This is a genomic window from Rhodococcus sp. MPR-R1B, assembly GCF_058793255.1.
The window spans coordinates 127296-140690 of record NZ_JBXAFO010000012.1; the positions used below are offsets into that span (position 1 = coordinate 127296).

The following is a 13395-nucleotide window of genomic DNA, read 5'->3' on the forward strand; positions in this document are numbered from 1 at the left end:
GCAAAGCGCTGGACACTCTGCGGTCTGCCTGACCTTTCTTCCCGTATCGATCGGGAGGTCTACACAGTTGTGGAGTACCTATGACACGCACTAACGATGAACGCGCGGCGATCGACATCGCCGCTGCGGCTGGAGAACTTCTGCTCGACCATCGGAAATCCCTCGGCGAAAACGACGGTGATGTCGCGACTTTCAAGAACGCGGCCGATCGGCTCAGTCATGAATTCATCGTCGCCGAACTTGCCCGACGCTTTCCTGCGGATGCAGTGCTGTCGGAGGAAGGGGCTGACGACCTCGCGAGGCTGGCTGCGGATCGGGTGTGGATCGTCGACCCTCTCGACGGCACCCGTGAGTACGGCGAGGCCGGACGATCGGACTGGGCCGTTCATGTTGCGCTGACCGAAAACGGTGTCCTCACAACCGGTGCGGTCGCAATGCCTGCCCTTGGCGTCACCTATTCGAGCAGCGATGATCGGACCGAACGGGATGCCGCGACGCCGGTTCGAGTCGTCGTATCGCGGACGCGTCGTCCGGAACCGGTCATGCGCATGGCCGACTCGATGGGCGCGGAGTTGATCGAAATGGGATCCGCCGGAGCCAAAGCAATGGCGGTCGTCTCGGGTGAGGCAGACATCTACGCACATGCGGGCGGACAGTACGAGTGGGATTCGGCGGCGCCCGTTGCTGTCGCACATGCTGCGGGACTGCATGTTTCGCGTATCGATGGCAGCGAACTGCGCTACAACCAGGAAAACCCGTGGTTGCCGGATCTGCTGATCTGCCGACCCGAACTCGCCCCGAAAGCACTGGAGGAACTGGGCCGATGACCGCGACACTGACGCACCTCGAACGACTCGAAGCCGAGAGCATTCACATCATGCGTGAAGCTGTTGCCCAGAGCGAGAACCCGGTGATGTTGTACTCGGTGGGCAAGGACTCCGCCGTGATGCTGCATCTGGCGCGCAAGGCCTTCTATCCGTCGAAGCTGCCGTTTCCGCTTCTGCACGTCGATACCACGTGGAAGTTCCGTGAAATGTACAAACTTCGTGACAGTACCGCCGCTGCAGGCGATCTCGATCTGATCGTCCACACCAACCCGGACTGCGTGAAGCAGGGGATCAACCCGTTCACTCACGGCAGCGCTGTCCATACCGACATGTGGAAGACCGAAGGCCTCAAACAAGCCCTCGATCACTACAAGTTCGACGCTGCATTCGGCGGCGCCCGCCGTGACGAAGAAAAATCCCGCGCCAAGGAACGCATCTTCTCGATCCGATCAGCTGCGCACCGTTGGGATCCCAAGCAGCAGCGACCGGAACTGTGGCGGATGTACAACGTCCGCAAAGCGCCGGGCGAGAGCCTGCGCGTCTTCCCTCTCTCGAACTGGACCGAGCTGGATGTGTGGGAATACATACGCCAGGAAGAGATTCCGATCGTTCCGCTGTATTTTGCCGACAAGCGGCCCGTCGTCGAGCGGGACGGTGCGCTGATCATGGTCGACGACGACCGGATGCCCTTGCTGCCGGGAGAGACTCCGGAACTCAAGAGCGTTCGTTTCCGCACCCTCGGCTGCTACCCGCTGACCGGAGCCGTCGAATCGACCGCCACGAGCCTGACCGAGATCATCTCGGAAATGTTGCTCACCACCACTTCCGAACGCCAGGGACGGGTCATCGACCACGACTCCAGTGCGTCGATGGAGAAGAAGAAGCAAGAGGGGTACTTCTGATGACTGTTTCCTCGGATCTGATCGCTGACGACATCGAGGCGTACCTCGAACGTCATGCGAACAAGAGCATGCTGCGATTCATCACGTGCGGCAGCGTCGACGACGGCAAGAGCACCTTGATCGGCCGTCTGCTCTACGAATCGAAACTCGTCTTCGACGACCAGTTGACGGCGCTCGAAGCCGATTCGCGCAAGAGCGGAACCCAGGGGGAGGGGCTCGATTTCGCGCTCCTGGTCGACGGTCTCGCCGCCGAACGTGAGCAGGGCATCACGATCGACGTCGCCTATCGCTACTTCACGACCGAGCGACGCAAGTTCGTCGTCGCCGATACTCCGGGGCACGAGCAGTACACCCGAAACATGGTGACGGGCGCGTCGACCGCCGATCTTGCTGTGATCCTTGTCGATTCCCGCAAGGGGATACTGACTCAGACCCGCCGGCACTCGTATCTGGTGTCGTTGCTGGGGATCAAGCACGTGGTGCTTGCCGTGAACAAGCTCGACCTCGTCGACTACTCGCAAGAGGTCTTCGATGCCATTACCGCGGATTACGCAGAGTTCGCTCACGAGATCGGTCTGGACGGGTTCGTCGCCATCCCGATGTCGGCATACATGGGTGACAATCTCACCGAGCGCAGTGCGAATACCCCGTGGTATTCCGGACCAAGCCTGATCGAGCATCTCGAAAGCGTGGACATCGACGATGCTGCCGCCGCGGCTCCGTTCCGGATGCCGGTGCAGTGGGTCAACCGGCCGGACCTCGACTTCCGCGGATTCTCCGGCCAGATCGTTTCAGGCACCGTATCTCCCGGAGATCCCATCCGCGTGCTCCCCAGTGGAAAGACGTCCACAGTCGAGCGCATCGTGACCATGGGTGGCGACCTCGACGTTGCCGGTGCGGGCCGCTCGGTCACCATCACGCTCGCCGACGAGATCGACATCAGTCGCGGTGATGTGCTGTCCATCGGCGACAATCCGCCGGCCGTAGCCGATCAGTTCGAGGCCTGCATCGTCTGGATGGGTGAGGCTCCCATGCTGCCCGAACGGCCGTTCCTGTGCCAGATCGGTACCGTCACAGTCACTGCGCGCATCACCAAACCGAAACACAAGATCAACGTCAACACTCTCGAGAAGACCGCAACGACTACTCTCGCGCTCAACGAAATCGGTGTGTGCAACCTCAGTTTCGATCGACCGGTCCCGTTCGACCCGTACGTCGGCAACCGTGACACCGGTAGCTTCATCCTCATCGACCGCCTCACCAACGGCACTGTCGGTGCGGGCATGATCACGCACTCGCTGCGTCGATCGGACAACATTCACTGGCAATCCGTCGACGTCGACGAGGCCGCGCACACCAGGCTCAAGGGACACCAACCCGCAGTTCTGTGGTTCACCGGTCTCTCCGGTTCGGGAAAGTCGACCATCGCGAACGATGTCGAGCGTCAACTGCACGCACTCGGCGCGCACACCTACCTCCTCGACGGAGACAACGTCCGTCACGGGCTGAATCGAGACCTCGGATTCACCGAAGCCGACCGCGTCGAGAACATCCGTCGCGTCACCGAGGTCACCCGACTGATGGCGGACGCCGGTCTGATCGTGCTCGCGTCCTTCATTTCACCGTTCGAGGCCGAGCGTCATGCCGCCCGCGAATTGATCGGCGACGAACAGTTCGTCGAAATCTTCGTCGACACCGCGCTTGCCGTCGCAGAGGAGCGAGATCCCAAGGGGCTGTACAAGAAGGCTCGACGGGGCGAGTTGGTGAACTTCACCGGCATCGATTCGCCGTACGAACCGCCGCAGAACCCTGACATTCACATCGACACCAGTGTCACGACGACCGAGGACGCTGCGATCGCGATCGTCGACCATCTCCGCGCCCGCGGAACCATTTCTTGATCCGCCTGAACACGAGGAGCATCCATGCCTGACAGGGCTGAAATAGTTTCTGCCGTAGAAGATTACGTCAAGTGTCTCGGACGTCACGACGTCGACGGACTGGTTGCGCTGTTTGCGCTCGACGCAGTTCAACACGAACCGCTGGGGGTCCAGACCTACCGCGGAATCGACGAGATTCGCGAATTCGATACCGCGAACGCGCAGGTCGATTTCACAGTCAGCCTGCTCGGTCCGATTTCGGTGACGGGAAAGTACGCAGCCATGCAGCTTCGGGTGCAGCGCGCCGGTATCCCTGACTTCGCTGCCACCGATGTGTTCGAGTTCGACGAGAACGGCAAGATCATCTCCCTGAGTGTTGTTCTCGATCCGCAGGCGCTGTGCTGACCCATCAGGGCCTGCTGGCAGGCAAGGTTGTCGTCGTCTCGGGAGTGGGCCCGGCGCTGGGTCGTTCGATTGCGCTGCAGAGTGCGGCGGCCGGAGCGAAGGTTGTTCTGGCTGCCCGCACACCCGAGCGCTTGGAATCGGTGGCAAGGGAGATTCGAGACCGCGGCGGAATCGCGTTGGCCGTCCCGACGAACCTCACCGACGTCGATTCGATCGCTTCGTTGGCGGAGACAACTGTCGCTGAGTTCGGTGCGGTGCATTGCTTGGTGAACAACGCATTTGTTCAACCCGCGCAGGTCCCGCTCCTGGACGCCGACGTGGCGTCCATCCAGTCGGGCATCGACATCAACTTGCTCGCGGCGTTGAACGTCACCAGAGAATTTGCTCCGGCATTGATCGAGTCGCACGGGTCCGTCGTGATGGTCACGTCCATGGTGTTGCGCAACCAGCTTCCCGGGTTCGGGGCCTACCGCATCATGAAATCCGGGCTCCTGGCAATGGCACGCAGTTTGTCGATCGATCTCGGTCCCAAGGGCGTTCGAGTCAATTCGGTTGCTCCCGGCTATATCTGGGCGGACTCGGTCAAGAACATGTTCGAGAAGAAGGCGGCGGCGGCAGGAGTCGACCCCAAGGTGATCTACGACGAGATCGCAGCGGGCGCCGATCTGCGCCGATTGCCGGAGCCAGATGACATCGCAAACGCTGTCGTCTTCCTCCTGTCCGATTCAGCCAGGGCCATCACAGGGCAATGTCTCGACGTCAACTGCGGTCACACGCACCACTGATCAACTCATACAAGGACTAGCCATGACACAGGATTACGACGGCATCGGTTCCATCGATGACCTGCACCAGGCTGCGCGCGAGGCGGCCGGGTACGAAAACTTCGGCAGCGAAAGCTATCTCGAAGGACTTCGAGTTCTCCTCGAGTCGTTCCAGAACGAGGCCGACCTCACTCCTCACGGCAAGGTGATCGCTCGCAAGATGATCGTCGGAGCGCTCGCGGGTCGCCTGACCAGTGAGGCCGGATTCGCGAAATATCCAGAGCACGTAGATGTTCCGATCGAACGCCCGATCTTCGTGGTCGGGTTGACCCGCACCGGCAGCACCGCGCTGCACCGCTTGCTCGGTGCCGACCCAGCGCATCAGGGCGCCGAGATGTGGCTCGCCGAGACGCCGCAGCCGCGCCCCGAGCGCGACAAGTGGTCGGAGAACGAAGATTACGTTCGCTCCGACGCCTTCTACCGTGCTCGCCAGCGTAACGAGGCAGACCTGATGAAGGTTCATTTCATGGGGGCGGAGGAGGTCGAGGAATGCTGGCGGCTGCTGCAGCAGACGATGCTCTCGACCGCGTTCGAGACGGTGGCGTACGTGCCGAGTTACACCCGGTGGCTGGCGGAGCAGGACTGGACCGAAACATATGCGCGGCACAAGAAGAACCTGCAGTTGATCGGGCTGCACGACCAGGACAGACGGTGGGTGCTCAAAAGCCCGAGCCATGTCTTCGCGATCGACGAGATCATGTCGGTCTATCCGGATGCACTGTTCGTTCGGACCTTCCGGGACCCGTTGACATCGATGGCGTCCACCTTCAGCCTCGTAGAGCAGGGCGGACACGACATGTCGAGGGCCTTCGATCGTCCGGCCATCGGGCGCACGCAACTGGAGTTGTGGGCGCGAGGGAATGCGAACGTCAACAATGCCCGTAGCCGTTACAACCCCGATCAGTTCATCGACGTCGACTACAAGGACTTCATCGCCGATGCGGTCGGCACCGTCGAGAAGATCTATGCACAGTTCGCCCTGCCCTTCACAGACGACGCCCGCGCCGCGGTGGAGGCGTCGCATCAGGCCAGCCTTGCCGAGCACCGTCGTCCGTCGCATCGCTATTCGCTCGAGGATTTCGGCGTGAGCGCTGCCGACGTCGAAGCGAAGTTCGCCACCACACCCTGAAGGCCACCGGCCCTGTGCGCCTTTTTGGTAGTGCCGACTACCAAAAAGGCGCACAGGGCGAAGCCCCAACCGAAACAAGGAGATTCACATGAATGCTGTTTGGGAAAAGTTCTGCGCAGATCTGCTCGAGGTCGGAAAGGTCCTGGAAGACGAGATCGTCCCTCAGGATCCGCTGACTCAAGCCGAGGGCGTCCGCTACCTGAGTCGGTTGCTTCGGTACGGCACGATCAACTGTGTCGAGTACACCGATCCGCGGTGGCCGCAGTTCTCGTCGGCTCCGAACCCGAACATGATGACGAAGATCGGTGCCGACAACCCGGACAACGTCTACATGCGCGCCAACATTTCCGGTAAGTACAACTACCGGATCATCGGCACCCGAGGCACCGTCCCGCTGATCACCTTCGGCTCGCGCGTAAATCGGTACCACATCGACGGCACCATGCTGCAGACCGGCGATCTGCATATCCACGACCTCGAGGTCGACGAGAACGGCCGTTTCGAGTTCATCGCGAGCGTCGACAAGCCCGATGAGGGCGCTTGGCTGCCTTTGGCGCCCGACAGCAACCTCATCTCCGTTCGGCAAACTCACCAGGATCGACGCAACGAGATTGTCGGTGATCTGACCATCGAATGCCTGAACCCGGACGGGGAGTTCGTCCCGTTGACTCCGGAAGAGATCGGCGAGCGCCTCACCAAGTCCGTCGGGATCGTGAAGGGGATGGCGGAGACCTTCCTGGAATGGTCGCGCAAATTCCAGCCGCACACCAACGAGATCTTCGACTGGGGACAGGACTACTTCCAGGATGCCGGCGGCGATCCGACGATCTTCTACTTCCACGGTTACTGGAAGCTCGCCGAGGACGAGGCGTGGGTCATCGAGACCGAGGTTCCGAACTGCGAGTACTTCAACTTCGTGCTGCAGAACTTCTGGGTCGAGTCCCTCGACTACAACCGCACGAACATCTACATCAACAATCACACCGCGAAGCTCAACGACGACGGCACCATGACAATCGTCGTGGCGGCGAAGGATCCGGGTTATGGCAACTGGATCGACACCGATTCGCATGCCGAGGGGACATGGGCGCTGCGCTGGATCAAGGCGGACTCGCACCCGATCCCGACGTCGAAGGTAGTCAAGATCTGACACGCTGACGGAGATTGGGAACGTATGTACACCAGGAAGATTAGGTTCGGCCCTCGCTTTGTCGCGCTCGGGCTTGCCGGTGCATTGATGTTGGCCGGCTGCGCGTCGAGCAGTGGGGACAACTCGGGATCGGCTTCACCGAGCAGTAGTGGCGCAGCTGGTTTTGTGGGCGCCCCAGATGTGGGGGAGCGGATCGACGGCGGTGTTCTCACCTTCGGGTCCTATTCGTTCCCTTCCTCGTTGGACCCCACGAGAACGCAAGCCGCCGGTTCGACCGGCGGAACCGAAATGGCCGCGATTTACGACACGCTGGTACGCAGCGACTCCACAAACGGGAGCTTCGTGCCACAACTCGCGAAGACACTGTCGAACAACAGCGACTTCACCTCGTACACCGTCACTTTGGCTGACGGCCTCACCTTCAGCGACGGAAGTCCGCTCGACGCGGAAGCGGTGAAGTGGAGTATCGATCGATTCGTGGCAGGCAAGGGTGATGTATCGCAGACCTGGCTCAACATCGTGGATCGGATCGAGACGCCCGACGCCACCACAGTCGAATTCGTGCTCGAGCGGCCCTGGCGTCAATTCCCGGCGCTGTTGTCGCTCGGGCCCGGAATGATCGTTGCGCGAAGTTCAGGGGGAGAGGCAGGGTCGGTTTCAGGAACCGGGGAGAGAGCGTTCACACCGATCGGGGCGGGTCCGTTCACCTTGGCCAAGTTCGCCCCGCACGAAGAACTGGTACTCGCCGCACGCACGGATTATCAGGGCGGTAAACCTCCACTGGACACAGTGCGGTTTGTTCCCACGTCGGGTGCGCAGTCTCAGTACGAATCGTTGAAGAGCGGCCAGATCGACATGACGTACATCCTCCGCGACGAGGCCGTGATCGAACAAGCTCTCGACGACGGATACTCGGGTTACCTCAGTCCGACCGGACAGAACGGGATCGGCACGATCAACAACCGTGAGGGCAAGCCCGGGGCCGATGTTCGCGTCCGTCAGGCGATCGCCTACGGGGTGGATCCGGCGGCGGTCAATACCCGGGCGAACAACGGATTGGGCACCGCCAGTTCCGAACTGGTCCCGCAGACGTCACGTTGGTACAACAACACAGCAGGCATTCCGTTCGATCAGGTGAAGGCAAAGGCGCTGCTCGATCAAGCGAAGTCCGACGGGTACGACGGGAAACTCCGCTACCTCACCACCTCGGAGCCGAGCCAACAGGCGACGGCACTGACGGTTCAGGCGTCGCTGAACGCGATCGGTTTCGACGTCACCATCGACTACGCGACCGATGTGACCGATCTGGTTCGACGGGTATACAAGGACCACGATTTCGACATGACCAGAGGTGGCGCTCCGGTCGGAGAAGAAGCGCCGTACCTCAATTTGTACAACAGTATGGCCAGTGATTCGAGGAACAACCCGTCCGGCTTCGCGGACCCGGAGATGGACGCGATGATCACAGCTGTGCAGACGGCATCGACGGACGATGCTGTCCGTGAGGCGATCAGCAAGGTGCAGGAGTACGCCAACGCGACTGTGCCTTACGTGATCTGGGGGCCGGCGTCGGTGTTGACCGCATGGGACGGCAATGTTCACGGCGTCGTACGCAACATCACCGACATCATGTTCTTGGGCGGCGCTTGGATCTCGCCCAACGGCGAAACGGTGGAACGATGAAGTGGTCCTTGGCCGGTGCGATGATCGACGCCCTGGAACTGTGCGAGTTGGCGCAGGTCGCCGAAGAGGTGGGGTTCGACGGAATCGCGATGCCGGATTCCGTGTTCTATCCGGAGCAGGTGTCGGCGCCGTACCCGTACACTGCTGACGGGAAGCGGATGTGGGCGCCCGAGACGCCGATGCCTGATCCGTTCATTGCCATGGCGGCGATGGCGGCCGTCACATCGCGAATTCATTTCTACACCAACGTGTTCAAACTTCCACTGCGCGATCCGCTGTTGGTAGCCAAGCAGGTCGCGACCATGGCCGTGATGTCGAGGAACCGCGTCGCTCTCGGCGTCGGTTTGTCCTGGATTCCCGAGGAATTCACCTTCACCGGTACCGAGATGCGCACCCGCGGCGCGCGTACCGACGAAGCCATCGAGATCATCAAGGCGGTGTGTGCGGGACGTGGGCCGGAATGGGTCGAATACCACGGCAAGCACTACGATTTCGACGCTCTGATGATCAGTCCTGCTCCGGAGATTCCGGTTCCGATCTACATCGGTGGGCACAGCGAACCGGGGTTGCGTCGTGCAGCCAGGCTGGCTGACGGTTGGATGTCGGTGAACACGACCAAAGCCAAATTAGCCTGCGCCATCGATTGTCTCACGGAATTGCGGGTCGAGTACGGTCGTGCCGATGTTCCTTTCGGCGTCAACGTCTCGCCGACGGATGTTCGTGATCTGGACGGATATCGCGAACTCGAGACTCTCGGAGTCACGGAAATCAGAGTTTTGCCCTGGTATCGCTACGGAGTTGACGCCGGTGATCGTCAGGGGCGACTCGACTCCGTTCGGCGGTTTGCCGAGGAGGTCATCGCTCAGTACTGATCGATCAGCGTCTGCATCGCCCGGCCGTAGAGTTTTGCCAACTCGTCGCGATCTGCGGACTGGGGGATGCTCTCGTCGCTGAGGACGCTCAACAGCCCGGACACCTGGGCGGAGACCAGGAGTGCGCGGGTGTACGCGTCTTCGCCGTCTAGACGAGCGGCGAGATTGGTGGCGAATACTCCGGTCATGTCTCGGAGTCGCTCCCGGATGCGTGGACTGTCCGACGCTCGCATGAGCGCTGTGTACACCGACAGCATCCGGGCGTCGGCCTTGCCCAGGACGAAGGCGGCGATTCGCTCACCGAGGGTGTCGAGTGGGCCGTCGAACTGGCCTTCGAAGTAGTCCGCAACCGGCGTGGTTTCCAGGAACAGTGCTTCTTTGGACCCGAAATGCCGGATGACCAGGGCCGGATCGATTCCGGCAACTTTGGCGATGGCGCGAACTGACGTGCCGCCGAACCCGTGCTCGCCGAACAGTTGGAACGCCGCCGCGCGAATCGCCTCGGATGTCGAGGGTTGCTTCTGCTCTGGCGTGTGCCTCGTGGGTGTCACGACATCGACCTCTGTGCTCGCTCGCCGACCGCGTTGTCAACGGCGTTGACTATAACGTGTCAACGGTGTTGACTGTTGAGTCTGTCAACGGTGTTGACAGCTAGATGCGGTTAGTGAAGAGAGCGTGGAATATGACAGATACCGACGTCCGAGTACCCAGCGAAGAAGTTGTCGATCCGCCGACCAATTGGAAGATGGTGGGCAGTGGACTCGCATTTCCGTTGTTCTTCGTCATCATGTTCTGCCTGTGCTACGTCAGCGCCTTCCATGCGCCGACGCCGAATCAGGCACCGATCGTGGTGGTCGGGTCGCCGTCCGTCACGGCCCCGCTGATCGACGGAATCCAGGCTTCGTCGGGTGACAAGTTCGACATCGTTGCCACAGCCAACGCCGCCGACGCACTCTCTCGGATCGACAACCGCGATGCGATCGGCGCCATCGAGATCGGTGACACCGTGACCGCACATATCGCCACCGGCGCGGGCGCCTCGACGGTTTCCGTGGTGAGCAGCTTGGCGCATTCGGTTGCGGAGCAGACGGGGCAGCAGGTCACGGTGATCGACTCGGCGCCTGTCACGGCGCGAGACTCCTCGACCGTCGGACTCTTCTACTTCCTGATCGTCTGCACCCTCGGTGGCTACCTGACCATCACGGTGCTCAGTCAGGTTGCGCCGAGAATGCGGTTGCGAGAGCAGTATTCGATCCTGGCCGGTGCGGCGATACTCACCCCGCTCATAGCCTTCGGCATCACCAGCATCTTCATGCACGCCTTCGGGGCGTCGTTCGGCCAGATCCTGCAACTGCTGGGAATCTCGATGGTTTACACGTTCACCGTCGGTGCGGTGAGCATCCTGCTCAATCGACTGCTCGGCCAAGCCGCGATCTTCGCGGTGCTGACGGTGCTCGTTTTCATCAACTTCCCGAGTTCGGGTGGTGCCATTCCGGTGTCGTTCCTGCCGGGATTCTGGCAGCACATCCATTCGTTCTGGCTCGGATCGGCAGCCATGGAGCCCATCCGCTCCGTCATCTACTTCAGTGGCAGCGGCGCCGGACCGCACCTGCTCGTTCTGGGGATCTGGCTGGTCGCGGCACTCGGCCTGACCGGACTGCTCGCCTCTCGCCAGTCGAAAAAGGCAGCAGCGCACTGAGTGTGGTGGGGCCGGCGATTGCCGACCCCACCCGAACCCTTTACTTCAGCCGTACCGCGTCGGTGCCCGGTCCGTCGAGCATCGCGGACCCCAGCAGGATGTCCGGAATGCCGAACCCGTCGATCAGTGTCTCGACGTGGGGGCGCAGGGTGCGGCAACGCTCGTTGATTCCGCGCGTCACGGCCTTCGAACGCTCCACCGACAGATGCCGGTGCTCCATGAACCAGGCCTTGTCCTCTTCGATCACGGACAGTGCGTAGAGATCGCACACCTCGCCGAAGAGTTCCTTCGCGGTCTCGTCCTCACACGAGTCGATGCCGGCGACGAATGCTTCCAGGATGACGCGCTCGATGTGCGCCTGAGCGGCTTTGAGCACGTGGTCCTGCACGAAGTTGAACGCGTCGAACGGGTTCTCCTCGCGCTTCTGCGCTGCCTGCAATCGCCTTGCCGCAGTGGCGAGTAGGTACTCTTCGCGGTCTTCGAACATCTTCATCTGGGTGCCGCGATTGAAGAGGCTGCCGTCCTCTTCGTTGTCCTGGCGAGTGTCGACGATCGTCTGCAGGATCTGCTGCGCTGCCGTGCGTTTCTTGACCACGTCGGAGACCGTCGTAGCGGCGAAGCGCATCCAGTCGACCGGGCTCATGCCGCGGACTTCGTCGGCGTAGGAGGTGAGGAGTTCTTTTGCGACCAACTGCGTCAGAACGTGGTTGTCACCCTCGAACGTGGTGAAGACGTCGGTGTCCGCCTTGAGTGCGGTGAGGCGGTTCTCGGCGAGATAGCCTGCGCCGCCGCAGGCTTCGCGTGCCTCCTGGATGGCCCGAGTGGCATGCCAGGTGTTGGCGGCCTTGAGTCCGGCGGCGCGACCTTCGAGTTCGCGCTGCTCCTGCGGATCTGGGTCGTCGCTGCTCTGGATGTCGTGCATCGCGGCTACGAGTTCGTTCTGTGCGAACTGCAGAGCGTACGAGCGGGCGATCAACGGCAGCAGACGCTTCTGGTGGACGAGGTAGTCCATGATCAGGACTTCGTCGTCACTCTTCGGAGCACTGAACTGCCTGCGCTGCAGGGCGTATCGACCGGCGATGGCCAATCCGACGCGGGCGGCCGCTGCCGCGGAACCACCGACGGTGACACGTCCACGAACCAGTGTGCCGACCATCGTGAAGAAACGACGGTTCGGGTTCTCGATCGCCGAGCTGTACGTGCCGTCCTCGGCGACGTCGGCGTAACGGTTGAGTAGATTCTCACGCGGGATGCGGACCTGGTCGAAGACGATGCGGCCGTTGTCGACTCCGGGCAGTCCACCCTTGAGCCCGCAGTCGGACGTCGTGACGCCGGGGAGGTCGTTGCCGGCGTCGTCACGAATCGGCACGACAAAGCAGTGGACGCCCTGACTTTCGCCTCCGGTGATCAGCTGTGCGAACACCGCTGCGACGGTGGCGTGCTGGGCAGCGCCGCCGATGTAGTCCTTGCGAGAGGACGGAGTGGGGGAGTTGACGACGAACTCGCCCGTCTCGACGTCGTAGGTCGCCGTGGTTTCGAGTTCCTGGACGTCGCTGCCGTGACCGGTCTCGGTCATCGCAAAGCAACCGAGCAGGTCCAGATCGATCAGCGGCTTGACGTACGCCTGGTGGTGACGCTCGGTGCCGAGGTTTTCGATGGCGCCGCCGAACAGACCCCACTGGACGCCGGCCTTGACCATCAGTGAGAGGTCGGACATCGCGAGCATCTCGATGCTGGTGACGGCGCCACCCGCGTCGCCCGTTCCGCCGTGAGAGACGGCGAAACCGTTTGCGGCGTAACCGAGATCGGCGAGGACCCGCATCTGTTCGAGAGCCTTGGAGCGCGCAATGGCGGTGTTGGGTGTGTAGTGCGGAGCAAAACGTTCGTCGTTCAATTCGCCGCGAACGCGCTCACGCACCTCCCGCCAGCGTCCGTCGAGTGTTGTCCTGAGGTGGTCCGCTGTGGTGGCCATGGAACCGACGATAGCGCGTAGCGCACCGCGGGCAACCCGGTTCGATCCCAAC

12 protein-coding genes are annotated in these 13395 nt (G+C 61.7%); 10 read left to right on the forward strand and 2 right to left on the reverse strand.

What is annotated here, in order from left to right:
* Positions 1-80 precede the first annotated feature (80 nt).
* The 9 genes from AC1Q61_RS18365 (at position 81) to AC1Q61_RS18405 (ending at position 9672) form a co-directional block, all read left to right on the forward strand.
* On the forward strand, positions 81-827 hold the full coding sequence (locus AC1Q61_RS18365; protein WP_042453014.1) for a 3'(2'),5'-bisphosphate nucleotidase CysQ: 747 nt from the start codon (positions 81-83) through the stop codon (positions 825-827).
* A complete protein-coding gene (gene cysD, locus AC1Q61_RS18370) occupies positions 824-1729 on the forward strand; it encodes a sulfate adenylyltransferase subunit CysD (protein WP_019744365.1) in 906 nt (301 codons plus the stop codon). Before AC1Q61_RS18365 ends, cysD begins: the two co-directional genes overlap by 4 nt.
* Positions 1729-3630 carry a sulfate adenylyltransferase subunit CysN gene (gene cysN / locus AC1Q61_RS18375; protein ID WP_007735300.1) on the forward strand — a complete coding sequence of 634 codons (1902 nt, stop codon included), beginning with the start codon at positions 1729-1731 and terminating at the stop codon, positions 3628-3630. Before cysD ends, cysN begins: the two co-directional genes overlap by 1 nt.
* Positions 3631-3654: 24 nt before the next feature.
* Positions 3655-4014, forward strand: a complete 360-nt coding sequence (locus tag AC1Q61_RS18380; protein WP_042925649.1) for a nuclear transport factor 2 family protein — start codon at positions 3655-3657, stop codon at positions 4012-4014.
* A complete protein-coding gene (locus AC1Q61_RS18385) occupies positions 4008-4799 on the forward strand; it encodes an SDR family oxidoreductase (RefSeq protein WP_042925648.1) in 792 nt (263 codons plus the stop codon). The genes AC1Q61_RS18380 and AC1Q61_RS18385 overlap by 7 nt, the downstream gene beginning before the upstream one ends.
* Before the next feature lie 22 nt (positions 4800-4821).
* On the forward strand, positions 4822-5967 hold the full coding sequence (locus AC1Q61_RS18390) for a sulfotransferase family protein (protein WP_042925646.1): 1146 nt from the start codon (positions 4822-4824) through the stop codon (positions 5965-5967).
* 88 nt (positions 5968-6055) lie between these two features.
* Entirely contained in the window at positions 6056-7117 is a 1062-nt protein-coding gene (locus tag AC1Q61_RS18395) for a DUF1214 domain-containing protein (protein WP_042925645.1), read from the forward strand.
* Between the two features lie 24 nt (positions 7118-7141).
* Positions 7142-8800 (forward strand): ABC transporter substrate-binding protein, encoded by a 1659-nt coding sequence (locus AC1Q61_RS18400; protein WP_215515741.1) that lies wholly within the window; start codon positions 7142-7144, stop codon positions 8798-8800.
* Positions 8797-9672, forward strand: coding sequence for a TIGR03619 family F420-dependent LLM class oxidoreductase (locus tag AC1Q61_RS18405; protein WP_042925641.1), 876 nt, complete (start codon positions 8797-8799; stop codon positions 9670-9672). The genes AC1Q61_RS18400 and AC1Q61_RS18405 overlap by 4 nt, the downstream gene beginning before the upstream one ends.
* Here the strand turns inward: AC1Q61_RS18405 and AC1Q61_RS18410 are convergent.
* Entirely contained in the window at positions 9663-10223 is a 561-nt protein-coding gene (locus AC1Q61_RS18410) for a TetR/AcrR family transcriptional regulator (protein ID WP_042925640.1), read from the reverse strand. The genes AC1Q61_RS18405 and AC1Q61_RS18410 overlap by 10 nt on opposite strands.
* 131 nt (positions 10224-10354) lie before the next feature.
* Between AC1Q61_RS18410 and AC1Q61_RS18415 the strand changes: the two genes are divergently transcribed.
* Positions 10355-11371 (forward strand): ABC transporter permease, encoded by a 1017-nt coding sequence (locus AC1Q61_RS18415; RefSeq protein WP_215515742.1) that lies wholly within the window; start codon positions 10355-10357, stop codon positions 11369-11371.
* Positions 11372-11411: 40 nt separating this feature from the next.
* Here AC1Q61_RS18415 and AC1Q61_RS18420 read toward each other — a convergent pair whose 3' ends face one another.
* Positions 11412-13343 (reverse strand): acyl-CoA dehydrogenase family protein, encoded by a 1932-nt coding sequence (locus AC1Q61_RS18420; protein WP_024487810.1) that lies wholly within the window; start codon positions 13341-13343, stop codon positions 11412-11414.
* Between the last annotated feature and the right edge of the window lie 52 nt (positions 13344-13395).